The sequence below is a fragment of the Actinoplanes palleronii genome (genome assembly GCF_016862315.1).
Taxonomy (GTDB): domain Bacteria; phylum Actinomycetota; class Actinomycetes; order Mycobacteriales; family Micromonosporaceae; genus Actinoplanes; species Actinoplanes palleronii.
Genome location: NZ_BOMS01000015.1, coordinates 62,566 through 77,615, shown reverse-complemented (window position 1 = coordinate 77,615; position 15,050 = coordinate 62,566). Strand labels below are relative to the sequence as shown.

The 15,050-nt window shown below is 70.9% G+C and carries 16 protein-coding genes; 7 read left to right on the top strand and 9 right to left on the bottom strand.

Going from position 1 to position 15,050, the window contains the following annotated elements:
• Window positions 1–310 precede the first annotated feature (310 nt).
• A complete protein-coding gene (locus Apa02nite_RS06205) occupies window positions 311–556 on the top strand; it encodes a DUF2630 family protein (RefSeq protein WP_203824201.1) in 246 nt (81 codons plus the stop codon).
• A 200-nt stretch (window positions 557–756) separates the two neighbouring features.
• Here the strand turns inward: Apa02nite_RS06205 and Apa02nite_RS06200 are convergent, their stop codons facing one another.
• Together Apa02nite_RS06200 and Apa02nite_RS06195 are read right to left on the bottom strand one after the other, a co-directional pair.
• The gene (locus Apa02nite_RS06200) at window positions 757–1,674 is read right to left on the bottom strand and encodes a serine protein kinase RIO (protein WP_373872846.1); all 918 of its coding nucleotides are present in this window, start codon (window positions 1,672–1,674) and stop codon (window positions 757–759) included.
• A gap of 564 nt (window positions 1,675–2,238) precedes the next feature.
• Window positions 2,239–2,886: an HAD family hydrolase gene (locus Apa02nite_RS06195; RefSeq protein WP_067704089.1), complete on the bottom strand. Its 648-nt coding sequence runs from the start codon at window positions 2,884–2,886 to the stop codon at window positions 2,239–2,241.
• Between the two features lie 163 nt (window positions 2,887–3,049).
• Between Apa02nite_RS06195 and Apa02nite_RS06190 the strand changes: the two genes are divergently transcribed.
• Window positions 3,050–3,721 (top strand): TetR/AcrR family transcriptional regulator, encoded by a 672-nt coding sequence (locus tag Apa02nite_RS06190; RefSeq protein WP_203824200.1) that lies wholly within the window; start codon window positions 3,050–3,052, stop codon window positions 3,719–3,721.
• Between the two features lie 50 nt (window positions 3,722–3,771).
• On the opposite strand, the gene Apa02nite_RS06185 is transcribed toward Apa02nite_RS06190, so the two are convergent.
• Window positions 3,772–4,137: a nuclear transport factor 2 family protein gene (locus tag Apa02nite_RS06185; RefSeq protein WP_067704097.1), complete on the bottom strand. Its 366-nt coding sequence runs from the start codon at window positions 4,135–4,137 to the stop codon at window positions 3,772–3,774.
• Window positions 4,138–4,250: 113 nt separating this feature from the next.
• On the opposite strand from Apa02nite_RS06185, the gene Apa02nite_RS06180 reads away from it, so the two are divergent.
• Genes Apa02nite_RS06180 through mug form a run of 3 tightly spaced genes read left to right on the top strand, consistent with a single transcriptional unit; the run spans window position 4,251 to window position 6,336 of the window.
• The gene (locus tag Apa02nite_RS06180; protein ID WP_203824199.1) at window positions 4,251–4,994 is read left to right on the top strand and encodes a helix-turn-helix domain-containing protein; all 744 of its coding nucleotides are present in this window, start codon (window positions 4,251–4,253) and stop codon (window positions 4,992–4,994) included.
• Window positions 4,995–4,999: 5 nt separating this feature from the next.
• A complete protein-coding gene (locus Apa02nite_RS06175) occupies window positions 5,000–5,761 on the top strand; it encodes an SDR family oxidoreductase (protein WP_067704104.1) in 762 nt (253 codons plus the stop codon).
• Entirely contained in the window at window positions 5,758–6,336 is a 579-nt protein-coding gene (gene mug / locus Apa02nite_RS06170) for a G/U mismatch-specific DNA glycosylase (RefSeq protein WP_239164153.1), read from the top strand. Before Apa02nite_RS06175 ends, mug begins: the two co-directional genes overlap by 4 nt.
• Before the next feature lie 3 nt (window positions 6,337–6,339).
• On the opposite strand, the gene Apa02nite_RS06165 is transcribed toward mug, so the two are convergent.
• The 4 genes from Apa02nite_RS06165 to Apa02nite_RS06150 form a co-directional block, all read right to left on the bottom strand.
• Window positions 6,340–8,274, bottom strand: a complete 1,935-nt coding sequence (locus Apa02nite_RS06165; protein ID WP_203824198.1) for an ABC transporter ATP-binding protein — start codon at window positions 8,272–8,274, stop codon at window positions 6,340–6,342.
• Window positions 8,275–8,347: 73 nt separating this feature from the next.
• Window positions 8,348–9,148: an enoyl-CoA hydratase/isomerase family protein gene (locus Apa02nite_RS06160; RefSeq protein WP_203824197.1), complete on the bottom strand. Its 801-nt coding sequence runs from the start codon at window positions 9,146–9,148 to the stop codon at window positions 8,348–8,350.
• Window positions 9,145–9,372, bottom strand: coding sequence for a helix-turn-helix domain-containing protein (locus Apa02nite_RS06155; RefSeq protein WP_014441759.1), 228 nt, complete (start codon window positions 9,370–9,372; stop codon window positions 9,145–9,147). The genes Apa02nite_RS06160 and Apa02nite_RS06155 overlap by 4 nt, the downstream gene beginning before the upstream one ends.
• Before the next feature lie 498 nt (window positions 9,373–9,870).
• Window positions 9,871–11,475, bottom strand: a complete 1,605-nt coding sequence (locus Apa02nite_RS06150) for an ABC-F family ATP-binding cassette domain-containing protein (protein ID WP_067704113.1) — start codon at window positions 11,473–11,475, stop codon at window positions 9,871–9,873.
• Window positions 11,476–11,689: 214 nt separating this feature from the next.
• On the opposite strand from Apa02nite_RS06150, the gene ypfJ reads away from it, so the two are divergent.
• Entirely contained in the window at window positions 11,690–12,643 is a 954-nt protein-coding gene (gene ypfJ, locus Apa02nite_RS06145) for a KPN_02809 family neutral zinc metallopeptidase (protein WP_203824196.1), read from the top strand.
• Between the two features lie 80 nt (window positions 12,644–12,723).
• On the opposite strand, the gene Apa02nite_RS06140 is transcribed toward ypfJ, so the two are convergent.
• On the bottom strand, window positions 12,724–13,356 hold the full coding sequence (locus tag Apa02nite_RS06140) for an acVLRF1 family peptidyl-tRNA hydrolase (RefSeq protein ID WP_203824195.1): 633 nt from the start codon (window positions 13,354–13,356) through the stop codon (window positions 12,724–12,726).
• Window positions 13,357–13,388: 32 nt separating this feature from the next.
• Between Apa02nite_RS06140 and Apa02nite_RS06135 the strand changes: the two genes are divergently transcribed.
• Complete coding sequence (locus Apa02nite_RS06135; RefSeq protein WP_239164152.1) at window positions 13,389–14,081, top strand: DNA alkylation repair protein; 693 nt, start codon at window positions 13,389–13,391, stop codon at window positions 14,079–14,081.
• 238 nt (window positions 14,082–14,319) lie between these two features.
• On the opposite strand, the gene Apa02nite_RS06130 is transcribed toward Apa02nite_RS06135, so the two are convergent.
• The gene (locus Apa02nite_RS06130) at window positions 14,320–14,919 is read right to left on the bottom strand and encodes a LysE family transporter (protein ID WP_203824194.1); all 600 of its coding nucleotides are present in this window, start codon (window positions 14,917–14,919) and stop codon (window positions 14,320–14,322) included.
• Between the last annotated feature and the right edge of the window lie 131 nt (window positions 14,920–15,050).

Below are 15,050 nucleotides of genomic sequence, written 5' to 3'. Positions count from 1 at the left end.
CCGCAACGTGGGGACTTTCGGTGCGCTGCGCACCACGGGACTGTGGGTGGGTGGGCTGGGGGTTTGGGCTTTGGGTGCGCTCGGGACCGCAGGGCGGGAGGGGACGCTCCAGCCCGGATGCGGCGTCGCGGTCCGGGCGGGCCGGCTGCCTCGCGTTCAGCCACGGGACGTGGCTGTTGCGGTTGTGGGAGGGGTAGGTCGTACCGAAGCGGGGTTGGAAAATCGGTCGGGACTGGCGGCGGCCGTTGTGCGACATCGGACACGTGAGGGGGAGTCCCGGAGGCGCGGGCGTGGTGAATAGGCTTCGGGAATGGATGACAAGAATGTGCTGACCCGGATCAACGGCCTGGTCGAGGAAGAGCACGAGCTGCGGCAGCAGCTGAGCCAGGGCAAGATCTCCTCCACCGAGGAGCACGAGCGGCTCAAGGACCTCGAAGAGGCCCTGGACCAGTGCTGGGACCTGCTGCGCCGGCGCCGCGCGGCCCGCGAGGTCGGCAACGACCCGGAGGTCGAGAAGGCGCACAGCGTCAGCGAGGTGGAGAACTACATCCAGTGACCGTCAGCGGCCGCCGCCGGCCGGCGGCCGCTCACCCCGGGCTGCCCCGGGCCCGGTGCCGCGGCCGCCGGATCGGGGCCCGGCTCATCGCCGCCGCTCCACGGACGGGCGGTGCGGGCGGCCGGTGGGCCGGCGGCACCCGGTCAGCGGGGACGCTCCGGGGAGAAGCGGCCGCCGCCGGCCGGTACGGCGCGCGGCGCTCAGCGCAGGCCCGCCTCGAACAGCAGGCGGTCGGTCAACTCGTCGGAGTCGACCGGCAGTCCGCGGGCCCGGAACCAGTTCGCCACGTTGGTCACGTCGCGGGCGATGAACTCAGCCCCGCGCGGGTTCGCGACCACGTCCACGATCTGCGGCAGGTCGATCAGAATCAACCGGCCGTGATGGACCAGCGTGTTGTAGGGCGACAGGTCACCGTGCGCCACCTGTGCCCGGGCCAGCACCGACAGCGCGTCGACCATCTGCCGCCACAGGTCCTCGAGCTCGGCAGCGCCGGACCGGACCTGCGCCAGCCGCGGCGCGGCCTCACCGGTCTCCCAGTCGCCGATGAACTCCAGCATCACCTCGGTGCCGATCAGCTGCACCGGATACGGCACGCAGACCAGCCCGCTCTCCTGGCCGATCTCCCACAGCCGGCCGAGCGCGTCGAACTCGGCCGCCGCCCACTGCCCGGCGATGAGTTCCTTGCCGAACGCGGTGCGGTTTGTCATCGCGCGCATCTCCCGGGACCGGCGCACCCGGCGACCCTCGAGATAGCCGGCGTCCCGGTGGAACATCCGGTGCTCGCCGTCCCGGTACCGCTTGGCGGCGATCATGCTGCTCTGCCCGGTGGCCTGCAGCCAGCGCCGGACCAGGAAGACGTCCGCTTCCTTGCCGGTCTTCAGGATGCCCAGCTCGGTGTCGACCGCGCCGTGTTCCGCACGCAGCCAGTCGGGTCGCGGCTCCGGACCGTGCAACGCACCGTCCCAGCTGGACCAGCGGTCACCGACCTCGGGCAGGTCGGGATCCTCTTTCAGGGCCGGTTCGAGCCGGCCGCGCTTCAGGAAATCAGAGTCGTCATCGTCAAACTTGCGACGGCCGCGGCGCATGGTCGCCGAGCCGTTGGAGTCGTGCTCACGCACTGGAGGTTCTCCTCAGAGAAAGAAGTGTTCGGGGAAGCCGGGACAACAGGCATCGCAAAGACGGCCATTTCGGGCCACCCCCTTCTCTCTCCACGCCGACCCCTCAGAGCCGGACAGTGCGGTCACGGCACCCACATTGCGCCGCGCGACCGACTCTCTCCCACCCCCACACCCCGCGCAACCCATTTATCGCCCGCCCGGAACGCCGCGTGAACCTTCCGCCCCGGAGCCCGCCACAACTCCCCACGCACGGCTGGGGACGGCGCTGCGTGGGGACTTTCGGCGCGCTCCGCACCACAACTTCACACACACCGCTGCTTCACACGCTGCGTGGGGACTTTCGGCGCGCTCCGCACCACAACTTCACACACGCCTGCGACAGGTGAGGGGTGGGTGGGGTGACCGTGCGCGGACGCGGACGTCGCCCCGGAGGGCTTCGCGTTCTGGACGCGCCAGCGGCCAGCGAAGCCCGCAGGGGTCCCGGCGGGAGCGACGATCTGTACCCCGGCGGACGCACGACATCATGAATTTGATCTTGGTTTTGACCCTGATCGGAAGCGGACCCTACCGGGTCGCCATGATCGCGGAAATCCCCTGGATGACGTTGCCGACCACGCGGGTCGGCGCGAACCGGGTGTCCGTCCACTCCCGGCCCCGGTGCAGCCACACGCTGGGCAGGCCCAGAGCTGCCGCACCGCCGATGTCCGCCTCCGGGCTGTCGCCGACCACCCAGGCGCCGGCCAGGCGCATTCGGACACGCTGGGCGGCGAGCGCGAAGATCCGCGGGTTGGGTTTGCTGACGCCGGCCTGTTCGGAGATCACCCAGTCGGCGACATAACGGTCGAGTCCTGTGCGACGGATCCGGCCCTCGGATTTTTCCGCGGCGCCGTTGGTGACCACGACCGGGACCAGGCCGGCGTCCGCCGCGATCTCCAGCGCGCAGCCGACCATCGGGTCGAGGCGCTCGTAGGCGAGCGGGCCCTCGTAGAGCTCGTCGACGAGATCGATGGACGGCACTCGCAGCTGGTAGCGGTCCCGGAGCAGGTCGGCGAGGTCCCACCGGGAGGTCAGGCCGTCGGCGTCAACGGCGACCAGCCAGTCAAGATCATCTTGGGGCGCGGCGATCTCGTCGAGGAAACCTTTAGCCCACAGTCGGAACGCACCGCTGCGGTCGAGCAGGGTGTCGTCCAACGCCAGGAAGACTAGAGGCACCCGGGCACTTTACGTGAGCAGCGGCCGAAGCGAACAGTCCAGGAGTGTTAACAAAGCGCTGACCGTTTGACGTAATTCGCATCATCCGTTCGGGCGACCCCGTCTCTTACGAAGCCGTACGTACGGATTGCAAGAGTCCGGGGCCACATGACACGATCAGCAGGTGCCCAGGGTAAGCCAGGACCAGCTCGACGCTCGCCGCCACGAGATCCTCACGGCGGCGCGGGGCTGTTTCGCACGATTCGGCTACGAGGGCGCCACGGTCCGCCGCCTCGAAGAAGCCACGGGCATGTCCCGAGGTGCGATTTTCCATCATTTTCGTGACAAGGAATCGCTGTTCCTCGCCGTCGCGGAAGATGACGCGGCCACCATGGTCGAGACCGTCACCCGGGACGGCCTGGTCCAGGTGATGCGGGACCTGCTGGCCCTGGCCGGCGGCACCAGCGCCCGGGCCACCAGCGCCCGGGCCACCAGCGCTCCGGCCACCGGCGGCCCGGCCACCGGCGGCCCGGGAGAGAGCGACGACAGCGCCCGCGAGGGCGACACCGCGGGCTGGCTCGGCACCCAGCTCGAGGTCTCACACCGGCTGCGCACCGACCCGGCGTTCGCCAAGCGCTGGGCGCAGCGGTCCGCGGCCATCGCCGACGCCACCCACGAGCGCCTGCAGCGGCAGCGTGAGGCCGGCGTGCTGCGCCAGGACGTGCCGGTGGACGTGCTGACCCAGTTCCTCGAGCTGGCCTACGACGGCCTGGTCCTGCACCTGGCCACCGGCCGCCCGCCGGGCGACCTGGCCCGCGTCCTCGACCTGGTCGAGGACGCGGTCCGCCACCACTGACCGCGCCCGGTCCGCCGGCATGCGGAAAACGCGGTCCGCCGAGATCAGGGTCAGGCCGCCGGGGCCTTGTCGATGAAGCCGAGCACCTGACGGATCCGTCCGGACCCGTCCCGCTCGGCCACGTCGAAGCCGATCACCAGCGGCTCCTCCCCCGGCCGGCCCAGATGCCAGGTGAACCGGGCCTGCTCGTGATGCGCGTCCACCGCACCGCCCGAGCTGAACAGGAAGCCCGGGAACTGCTGCTGCACCGCCCCGATCAGCCCGTTCAGCTCGTCCGGGCCGTGCACCGCGGCCAGCGGGTCGACATAGCGCACCTCGTCGGCGAACAGCGTGGAGATCGCCGCGCGGCGGGCCGCCGGGTCGGTCTCGTTCCAGATCGCCAGGTACTGCTCGATCATCGCGTCGAAGTCGCTCATCGTCTCGTCCTTCCGTCGTGGTTGACGGGACCGAGCCTGCCGCCGCGGGGTAGTCCCGGCGATTACCCCGGAGGTAATGCCGCCGCGGCCCGGATCCGCCTAACCTGGTCGGCATGAGCGCGGTGGGGCAGTTGTTGCGGACCTGGCGCGACGAGCGGCGGCTGAGTCAGCTCGACCTGTCCGCGCGGACCGGCGTCTCGGCCCGCCATCTGTCCTTCGTGGAGACCGGCCGGTCCCGGCCGACCCCGGAGATGATCCTGCGGCTGGCCGAGGAGCTGGACGTGCCGCTGCGGCAGCGCAACGAGCTGCTGCTGGCCGGTGGCTTCGCGCCGGCCTTTCCGGAGTCCGATCTGGACGGGCCTCCGCTGGCCGTGCTGCTGGCCGGCCTGCGGCAGGTTCTGGCCGGTCACGAGCCGTATCCGGCGGTGCTGGTGGACCGGCACTGGACCATGGTGGACGGCAACAACGCGGTGGCCCGGCTCACCCGCGGGTGCGCGCCCGAGCTGCTGGAACCGCCGGTCAACGTGCTGAGATTGGCCCTGCACCCGGACGGGATGGCCGGGCGGATCGAGAATCTCGCCGAGTGGCGCACGCACGTGCTGCACCGTCTGGACCGGCAGGCCGCGGCGACCGCCGACCCGGTGCTCCGCGAGCTGCGCTCGGAGGTGGGCGGCTATCCGGGCGGCGAGATCGCCGCCAGGCCCGATGGTCTCGTTGTTCCCCTTCGGTACGACGGTCTGAGCTTCTTCAGCATCACCTCGGTGCTCGGCACCCCGCGCGACGTGACCCTGGCCGAACTCGCGATCGAGGCGTTCCTGCCGGCGGACGCGGACACCGCCGCCGCTCTGGGAGGATGACCCGCATGGATCTGGGGCTGACCGACCGTGTCTTCATCCTCACCGGCGCCTCGCGCGGGCTGGGTTTCGCCACCGCGCAGGCGCTCGTCGCCGACGGCGCCCGGGTGGTGATCTCGTCGCGCGACCCGGACAAGGTCGCCGACGCGGTCGCCGGGCTGGGCGGCGCGAGCCACGCCGTCGGGGTGGCCGCCGACCTCGCCGACCCGGGCACCCCGCGTGAGCTGGTGGACGTCGCCTCGGAACGGTTCGGGCGGCTGGACGGCGCGCTGATCTCGGTGGGCGGGCCCACGCCGGGCACCGCCGCCAGCATGAGCGACGACCAGTGGCGGTATGCGTTCGAGACGGTGTTCCTCGGCTCGGTCCGGGCGGCCCGCACGTTCGCGGCGGCGCTGCCCGAGGGCGGTGCGATCGGCCTGGTGCTCTCCACGTCGGTGAAGAACCCGCTGACCGGGCTCGGCCTGTCCAACGGGTTCCGGCCCGGCCTGGCGATGGTGGCCAAGGACATGGCCGACGAGTACGGTCCGCGCGGCATCCGGGTGCTGGGCCTGCTGCCCGGACGGTTCATGACCGACCGGAACCGGGAGCTGTTCCGCGGCACCGGCGACCCGGCCACGGCCGCCGCCGAGGCCGCCGACGCGATCCCGGTGCGCCGGATCGGCGAGCCCACGGAGTTCGGCCGGGTCGCGGCGTTCCTGCTGTCCCCGGCGGCGGGGTACGTGACCGGGTGCGTGATCCCGATCGACGGCGGCACCATGCGCGCGCTGTGACGCGTCGCCCGGTGGCCGCCGTCGTACCGGAAAAGGCCCGGCCGTCGGCCGCGGAGGTCGCGGCGGCCGGCGATCGCACCATCCCGGACCTGGTCGGGCCGGACCTGCGGGTGCTGTTCTCCGGGATCAACCCGAGCCTGTACTCGGCGGCGACCGGCCATCACTTCGCCCGCCCGGGCAACCGGTTCTGGCCGACGTTGCACGGCGCGGGGTTCACCGACCGGCTGCTGCACCCGTCGGAGCAGCACCTGCTGCCCGCACTCGGTCTCGGCATCACCAACGTCGTGGCGCGGGCGTCCGCACGGGCCGACGAACTCACCCCGGGCGAACTCGTCATCGGCGGCACGATCCTGGCCGCGCTGGCCGGGCGCTACCGGCCGCGGTTCCTGGCCGTGCTCGGGGTGACCGCCTATCGTGCGGCGTTCGCCCGGCCGAAGGCGAAGGTCGGCCGGCAGACGGACACCGTCGGCGGCGTGCCGGTCTGGGTGCTGCCCAACCCGAGCGGGCTGAACGCGCACTACCAGCTCCCGGACCTGATCCGCAAGTTCAGCGACCTGCGGACGGCGTCCGGTTAGGAATCACGGCTCCACACCGTGCGCCGGGACGGTCAGGATCTCGACCTCGTCGTCGACACCGGTCGCGGCCGGGGAGGCCTGGGCGAACTGGGTGCGGTAGAGGTCGGCGTAGAGCCCACCGGCGGTGACCAGCGCGTCGTGGGTGCCGCGCTCGACGACCCGGCCGCGGTCGAGCACCACGATCAGGTCGGCCTGCCGGATGGTGGAGAGCCGGTGCGCGATGACCAGCGCCGTCCGGCCGCGCAACGCGGTGCTCAGCGCCCGCTGCACGGCCGCCTCGGACTCGCTGTCCAGGTGCGCGGTGGCCTCGTCGAGGATCACGATGGACGGTTGTTTGAGCAACAGCCGGGCGATCGCGATGCGCTGTTTCTCGCCGCCGGAGAAACGGTACCCCCGCTCGCCCACCACGGTGTCCAGGCCGTCGGGCAGGGCCCGGACCAGGTCGCCGACCTGGGCGCCCTCCAGTGCGGCCCACATCTGCTCGTCGGTGGCGCCGGGCCGGGCATACCGCAGGTTCTCCGCGATCGTCTCGTGGAACAGGTGCGAGTCCTGGGTGACCACGCCGACCGTGTCGCGCAGCGAGTCGAGTGTCGCGTCGCGCACGTCGACGCCGCCGACCAGGACCGCGCCGCCGGTGACGTCGTAGACCCGGGAGACCAGCATCGAGGTGGTGGACTTGCCGGCGCCGGACGGGCCGACCAGCGCGACCAGCTGCCCCGGCTCGACGGCGAAGTCGACGCCGTGCAGGACCGGCGCGTTCTCCGTGCGGTCCAGGGTCGCCACGTCCTCCAGGGTGGCCAGCGACACCTCGGCGGCGCTCGGATAGCGGAAGCGCACGTCGCGGAACTCGATCCGGCCGGCGCCGGCCGGGATGGTGACCGCGTCCGGTTTCTCGGCGATGCCCGGCGCCAGGTCGAGCACCTCGAAGACCCGGTCGAACGAGACCAGCGCGCTCATCACGTCGACCCGGACGTTGCTGAGCGCGGTGAGCGGACCGTACAGCCGGGTGAGCAGCAGGGCCAGGGTGACGACGGTGCCGGCCGAGACCTCGCCGCGGACCGCGAGCCAGCCGCCGAGGCCATACGTCAATGCCTGCGCCAGCGAAGCGACCAGCAACATCGCGACGAAGAACGTGCGGGAGAACATCGCCTGCTGGACGCCGATGTCGCGGACCCGCTCGGCACGCTCGCCGAACTTGGCGGCCTCCGCGTCGGGCCGGCCGAACAGCTTGACCAGCAGCGCGCCGGAGACGTTGAACCGCTCGGTCATCGTCGCGTTCATCTTCGCGTCCAGGTCGTACGACTCCCGGGTGATCTCGGCGAGCCGTTTGCCGACCCGGCGCGCCGGGATGATGAACAGCGGCAGCAGCGCCAGCGACAGCACGGTGATCGGCCAGGACAGGCTGAACATCACCACCGCGGTGAGCACCAGCTGGATGACGTTGCTGAGCACGCCGGACAGGGTCGAGGTGAACGCCCGCTGCGCGCCGACCACGTCGTTGTTGAGCCGGCTGACCAGGGCGCCGGTCTGTGTCCGGGTGAAGAACTGCAACGGCATGCGCTGCACGTGGTCATAGACCCGGGTGCGCAGGCTGAGGATGATGCCCTCGCCGATGCGGGCCGAATACCACCGCTGGACCAGCGAGAGCAACGCGTCGGCCACGGCCAGCCCGGCGATCAGCAGCGCGATCCGCACCACGGTGGCGGCCGCGCCGGAGCCACCGCCGGTGATCGTGTTGATCACGTCGCCGGCCAGCAGCGGTGTGGCCACCCCGATGCCCGCGTCGAAGACCACCGCCAGCAGGAACACCGTGATGTCCCGCCGGTACGGCTCGGCGAACCGCAGGATCCGCCGCGTCGTGCCGGGCGTGACCTGGTGGGCCGCGACCCGGTCGGCACTCTGGATCGAGCGCAACATGTTCCAGCTCGACATACTCATCCGTCACCTCCCGGGAAGTCCACCACGTGGGTACGACAACCCGGGAGGTGAGGCCGCTATTCCGGGGCGGTCCTTACTCCCCGGAGCCGAGCAGCTCGGCCAGCCGGCGGGTCTGTGCTTCCCGCTCGGCCCGGTCCTGCTCCGCGTACGACCGGCTCGGTGCGCCGGTCAGCAGGGCTTTTATCTCGGCCACCGCACCCGCGTCGCCGGACAGGACGGCGGCGGCCAGGTCGGCGACCGCCGCGTCCAGTTCGGCTCGCGGCACCACCGCGGTGGCGAGACCTATCCGGTCCGCCTCGTCAGCCGGGATCCGCCGGCCGGTGACGCAGATCTCCAGCGCCCGGGACGGGCCGACCAGCTCGGTGAGCCGTTTCGTCCCGCCCAGATCGGGCACCAGTCCGAGGGTGACCTCGGCCATCGAGAACCGCGCGTCGTCGGCGAGCACGCGCATGTCGCAGTTCAACGCGAGCTGGAAACCCGCGCCGATGGCGTGACCCTGCACTGCCGCGATGGACACGATGGACGGACTGCGCAACCAGGTGAACGCGGACTGGAAGGCGGCAATCCGATCGGCACAGTCGGCGGCAGACAACTGTGCCAGACGAGCCAGTGAAGAATCGCTGTCGCTGCGGGCGACTTGCAGATCCAGGCCCGCGGAAAACGCACGGCCTTCGGCTCGGACAATGACGACGCGGACGTCGCCGGTCAATTTCCGGGAAATGTTGGCGAGCTCCGCCCACATGGACGGAGTCTGTGCATTGAGAACGTCGGGCCGGCACAACGAGACCGTTGCGACCGGCCCGGCCTGCTCAAAGCGAACGCCTACCTCATCGGTGGATAACGCGTTAGCCGGCCCGGCTTCGGCGGCCGTCACGCCTTCTTGCGGCGGCGAGCGCCGCCACGCTGACGCAACTGCACACCGGACTCGGTGAGCACCCGGTGCACGAATCCGTAGGAACGGCCGGTGGAAGCGGCAAGCGCCCGGATGCTCTCACCCGAGGTGTAACGCTTGACCAGGTCCTTGGCGAGCGACTGCCGCTCGCTACCGACGATTCGACGACCCTTCTCAGTACTGGTAGCTGTGCCAGTGGCTGCCATCTTGAATCCTCACGTCGCAGACAGTGCGGTCAGATACGGTCCCACCTATTACACCGCCTCCAACGATCATGCGCCAGGCATCTAGCGCTGAGGAACGTGCCCTTTTATTACTGTCAGGAACTTGACGGTTACCACGCGCATCAATGTCAGACCGTTAGCACCCCGCGCATGGGCCGACATTTCCGGCCTGTCACCGGTGTACCAGCAGGCTCATCAAGACCATCGATCACCTGCAGAAACACTCGATCGAGGCGGGCCGGTACGAGACCGCCCCGGAAGACCCCTCGGAGGCGGTGACGGGACGCCACGGGACGCGCGGCGCGTACGGGAGCAAGTCCGACCTGCCCGCAAACGCCCGAACATCGCACTGTCTGTGTGGGCACCTGTTGACAACTGACGATGCCGTTGATCCTGGATCTCCAGCCGGGCCCGCCGAGGCGGTGGCCCCCGGCGTCCAGCAGCCGTCGATCCGGCCCCGGTCCGGGGCCGGATCGGAGATCAGGCGAGTTCGACGAGCTCCAGCAGGTCGTCGCTCCACGCGTCCTCGTCGCCGTCCGGCAGCAGGATCGCCCGGTCCGGCTTCAGCGCCTGCACACAGCCGGCGTCGTGGGTGACCAGCACGATGGCGCCCGGGTAGTTGGCGATCGCGTCCAGCACCTGCTCGCGGCTGACCGGGTCGAGGTTGTTCGTCGGCTCGTCCAGCAGCAGCACGTTGGCGCCCGAACAGACCAGGGTGGCCAGGGCCAGCCGGGTCTTCTCGCCGCCGGAGAGCACACCGGCCGGCTTGTCGACGTCGTCGCCGGAGAACAGGAACGCGCCCAGGATCTTCCGCAGCTCGGTGTCGGTCTGCTCCGAGCCGGCGCTGCGCATGTGGTCCAGGATCGAGCGGTCCACGTCCAGGGTCTCGTGCTCCTGGGCGTAGTAGCCGAGGCGCAGGCCGTGGCCCGCGCGCACCTCACCGGTGTCCGACTTCAGCATGCCGCCGAGGATGCGCAGCAGGGTGGTCTTGCCGGCACCGTTCAGGCCCAGGATGGCGACCCGGGAACCGCGGTCGACCGCCACGTCGACGTCCGCGAAGATCTCCAGAGATCCGTACGACTTCGACAGGCCGTGCCCGGTCAGCGGCGTCTTGCCACAGGGCGCCGGGCTGGGGAAGCGGACCTTCGCCACCTTGTCCGACGTACGGGTCTCCTCCAGGCCACCGAGCAGCTTCTCGGCGCGGCGGGCCATGTTCTGCGCGGCGACCGTCTTGGTGGCCTTGGCGCGCATCTTGTCGGCCTGCGCCATCAGGGCACCGGCCTTCTTCTCCGCGTTGGCCCGCTCCCGCCGGCGACGGCGCTCGTCGGTCTCCCGGGCCTCGAGATACGTCTTCCAGCCCATGTTGTACATGTCGACGACCGAGCGGTTGGCGTCCAGATACCAGACCTTGTTGACCGCGGCGTCGAGCAGCTCGACGTCGTGACTGATCACGATCAGGCCGCCCTTGTGCTGCGCCATGTAGCCGCGCAGCCAGGAGATCGAGTCCTGGTCCAGGTGGTTGGTGGGCTCGTCGAGCAGCAGGATGCCCTTGCCGTTCTGCCCGGAGTTGGCGAACAGGATGCGGGCCAGCTCGATCCGGCGGCGCTGACCGCCGGACAGGGTGCCGATGGTCTGCGCCAGGGCGCGGTCGGGCAGTCCGAGGTTCGCGCAGATGCGGGCGGCCTCGGCCTCGGCGCCGTACCCGCCCAGGGCGGAGAACTGGTCCTCCAGCACGCCGTAGCGCCGGATCAGCTTGTCGTCGGCGCTCTCCTCGAGCTGCACCTCGAGCTTCTGCATCTCGACCAGGATGGTGTCCAGGCCGCGGGCGGACAGCACCCGGTCGCGGCCGGTCACGTTCAGGTCGCCGGTGCGCGGGTCCTGCGGAAGGTAACCGATCTCACTGGTCCGCTCGACCTGACCCGCGTACGGGGAGCCCTCGCCGGCCAGCACCTTCAGCGTGGTGGTCTTGCCGGCGCCGTTGCGGCCGACCAGGCCGATCCGGTCGCCGGGCTGCACCCGCAGGGTGGTCGGGGAGATCAGGATGCGCGAACCGGCGCGGAGTTCTAGTCCGGTGGCGGTGATCATTAAGTTTCTCGCTCTCGGGGATCGGGCTGACTCAGGGCGCAGAAAGACGCCGGCCATCCCGATGGACGGTCGGCGCTGGGCAGGTCAGCCTTCGCAGAGCAGCACGCGGCCATACTACCCGGGAGGCGCTGCGACCTCCCACTCGATTAGGCAGCAAGATCATCGGGTACACGCGGTGCGACCGTGGCGAAGTCCGTGGCGAAGTGAGGACGGCATGGAACTCAATGACAAGGCCGAGATCGACACCAGTCAGGTCGAGGACGCTCGTGGCTCGGGCGGCGGAGGCGGTGGCATCGGTGGCTTGCCGATCGGTGGTGGAGGTCTGACCGGGATCATCGTCACGGTCCTGCTGGCGCTGGTCGGTGGCTACTTCGGCATCAACAACCTGGGTGGCAGCAGCAGCGGCGGCTCGTCGACCGCCGACAACACCACCATCAACAAGGAATGCAAGGCATCGGACGGCAGCAACCAGCAGGCGGCGAACGCCACCAAGCTGCTGGACTGCCGCAACGTGCTCTACATCAACTCGATCCAGGCGTACTGGGCCGCGGAGCTGCCCAAGGCCTTCAACAAGCAGTACGAGAAGGCCCCCACCAAGATCTTCTCGCAGCAGGTCAGCACCGGGTGCGGCGCCGCAGACTCCGGCGTCGGGCCGTTCTACTGCCCCGCCGACAACAAGGTCTACATCGACCTGACCTTCTACCAGCAGCTGGCGAAGGAGCTCGGCGCGCCGGGCGAGTTCGCGCAGCCGTACGTGCTCGCGCACGAGTACGGTCACCACGTGCAGGACCTGCTCGGCACCGAGGCGAAGATGCGCCAGGAGCAGGAGGCGAATCCGGACCAGGCGAACCTGGAATCGGTGAAACTGGAGCTCCAGGCCGACTGCTACGCCGGCGCCTGGGCCAAGGGCGCGACCGGTGTCGCGGACAGCAAGGGCGAGAAGCTCTTCAAGAGCCTCACCGACGCCGACATCCAGGAGGGGATCCAGACCGCCGGCCAGATCGGCGACGACACCCTCCAGCAACGTGGCGGTGGCAGTATCAACCCCGCCGAGTTCACCCACGGCACGTCCGCGGACCGGCAGAAGTGGTTCCGCACCGGGTACGACTCGGGCGACCCGGCGAAGTGCGACACGTTCGCATCGGGCGCGGTAAAAGCGGGCGACTGACCGCCGCCCCGCAGACATCCGGCCGCCGACCCGCACCTGGCGAGGGACGGCGGCCGGATCCATGTCCGTGGCCGGCCGGGTCAGGGCTCCCGGATCAGGATCGGGATCGTGCGGGCCATCGCCACCGCTGAGACCAACACCACATGCCGCGGCTCGGGCACGTCGAGCCACCGCTCGGACCGCAGCGCCACCACCGGCGCGAGGACCCGATCGGCCAGGACCGCGTCGACCGCGACACGATCGCCGCCGGTCACGACCGCGGCCAGCGACCGTACGTCCGGAAGCAGGATCCGGCCCACGATCCCGGCGCCGTCCGCGGCGGCCGCCTTGGCCTGGTTGTCCCGGCGCCGCGCGAAGCGCTGCTGCGACCAGCCACCGGCCGCTGTCCGTCCTTGCACATAGTGCGTGTCCACCTTGGACGCGATCAGCTTCGTGCCGTCCGCGATGCCGACCGCGACCGCGCCCTTGCGGGCCAGCAGCAACCCGAGCCGCCGCGGGGTCAGCGCCGCGGCGAGCAGGTCGGCCACCGTCGTCACCGGCCCGGCGCCGGGCGGCTCGTGCAGCGTCGCCTCCGCGCCGTCCGCGGCGGTCAGGGTCAGCCCGTGTTCGGTGTAGGCCCCGTGCCGGGCAGCGAAATTCTCCAGCCAGCGCGGCAGCCGCTCCGGCGCGACATCCACCCATTTCCCGCCGCCGGCGGCCGGACGTTCACCCATTCTTGTCAGACTACGGTGGCAGGATCCGAACCGTGCCCACGCTGCCCGAGACGCTGATGGACCGGCTGGTCGCCGGGTTCGAGGCCGGCCACGATCCGGTGCGCGCCCCGGCCATGGCGGCCTACATGCGCGACCAGTTCCCGTTCCTCGGCCTGCCCGCGCCGGCCCGGCGGTCCCGGGCCCGCACCGCCCTGGCCGGCCTGCCGGCACCCACCGAGCCCGAGCTGGCCGACGTCGCCCGCCGCTGCTGGGCGCGCGACGAGCGCGAGTTCCAGCAGTTCGCCTGCGACTACCTGACCGCCCACCTCGACGTGCCCGGCCCCGCCTTCCTCGGCGTCCTGGAAGAGTTGATCACCAGCAGGTCGTGGTGGGACACGGTCGACCCGCTCGCCACCCACGTCGTCGGCGGCCTGGTCCGCCGGCACCCCGCGCTGCTCACCCGGATGGACGACTGGTCCACCGCCGCCGACCGCTGGCTGATCCGCACGGCGATCCTGCACCAGCTCCACTACGGCCCCGCGACCGACGCCGCGCGGCTCTTCGCCTACTGCACCCGGCAGGCCGGCCACCAGGACTTCTTCATCCGCAAGGCGATCGGCTGGGCGCTGCGCCACTACGCGCGCACCGACCCCGGCGCGGTCCGGGACTACCTCACCGCCCAGGCCGCGATCCTGTCACCGTTGTCGATCCGCGAGGCCGCCAAACACCTGTCTGGTACGCGGTGAAGCCCCCGCCCACGTGAACCTGAGGCGCGCACCGCACCCACCCCCCACGCCAGCGGTGGTGACACCGAGCGTGGGGACTTTCGGCGCGCACCGCACCCCAACTCCACACGCACGGTGGGGCTGGGCGCAGCGTGGGGACTTTCGGCGCGCACCGCACCCCAACTCCACACGCACGCCCTGAGCAGCTGCAGCGTGGGGACTTTCGGTGCGGTGCGCACCCCAACTTCACACGCATGTTTTAGGGGATCAGGAGGCGTAGGGCTAGGAGGGTTATCACGGCGCTGGAGAGCAGGGTTGTCAGGAGGCGGCCTCGGGGGCCGGTGAGCAGGTGGCCGGAGAGGGAGCCGGCGGCGGCGATCAGGAGTTGCCAGCTGGCGGACGCGAGAAAGGCGCCGAGCACGAACCAGACGCCGCCACCCACCCCACCGGCACCGAGGACCAGGGCCGCGAAGTAGATCACGGTGGCCGGGTTGAGCAGGGTGAGCGCGAGGATCCCGGCGTAGGCCCGGATCGCCGTGGTCGGGCGTTCGGTGCGTTCCGGCGTACCGGCGAGGCGGACCGCGGTCCAGGCGGTCCGGGCGGCCAGGAGCAGCAGGACCACCGCACCGGCCCAGCGCAGCGGGGTGGTGAGCGGTGCGATCAGGCCGGCGACCGCGGCGCCACCGGCCACCGCGACGCAGGCGTAGATCCCGTCGGCGGTGGCCGCGCCCAGACCGGCCGCCGCGCCCACCCGCCACGAGGTGCGGGCGCTCAAGCCGGCGATCAGCGCGCCGATCGCGCCGACCGGCACCGCGATCCCATATCCGGCGATCACGCCGGACAGGAACGCGGCGCTCATGATCGCTGCTCGGGCACCACCCGTCCCCGGCGGGCCCGCTGCTGCCGGGTGGCCCGTTCGGCCGCGGCGACAGGGAGGGCGGGATACCTCATCGGTGAGATCACCGGCTCATCATGCGACCCGCCCGGGGT

Coding starts and splice junctions, on each gene's coding strand:
- Apa02nite_RS06165 (WP_203824198.1), bottom strand. CDS start 8,274: ATGAGTATGTCGAGCTGGAACATGTTGCGCTCGATCCAGAGTGCCGAC.
- Apa02nite_RS06140 (WP_203824195.1), bottom strand. CDS start 13,356: ATGGGTGAACGTCCGGCCGCCGGCGGCGGGAAATGGGTGGATGTCGCG.
- Apa02nite_RS06205 (WP_203824201.1), top strand. CDS start 311: ATGGATGACAAGAATGTGCTGACCCGGATCAACGGCCTGGTCGAGGAA.
- Apa02nite_RS06155 (WP_014441759.1), bottom strand. CDS start 9,372: ATGGCAGCCACTGGCACAGCTACCAGTACTGAGAAGGGTCGTCGAATC.
- Apa02nite_RS06180 (WP_203824199.1), top strand. CDS start 4,251: ATGAGCGCGGTGGGGCAGTTGTTGCGGACCTGGCGCGACGAGCGGCGG.
- ypfJ (WP_203824196.1), top strand. CDS start 11,690: ATGGAACTCAATGACAAGGCCGAGATCGACACCAGTCAGGTCGAGGAC.
- Apa02nite_RS06185 (WP_067704097.1), bottom strand. CDS start 4,137: ATGAGCGACTTCGACGCGATGATCGAGCAGTACCTGGCGATCTGGAAC.
- Apa02nite_RS06150 (WP_067704113.1), bottom strand. CDS start 11,475: ATGATCACCGCCACCGGACTAGAACTCCGCGCCGGTTCGCGCATCCTG.
- Apa02nite_RS06130 (WP_203824194.1), bottom strand. CDS start 14,919: ATGAGCGCCGCGTTCCTGTCCGGCGTGATCGCCGGATATGGGATCGCG.
- Apa02nite_RS06175 (WP_067704104.1), top strand. CDS start 5,000: ATGGATCTGGGGCTGACCGACCGTGTCTTCATCCTCACCGGCGCCTCG.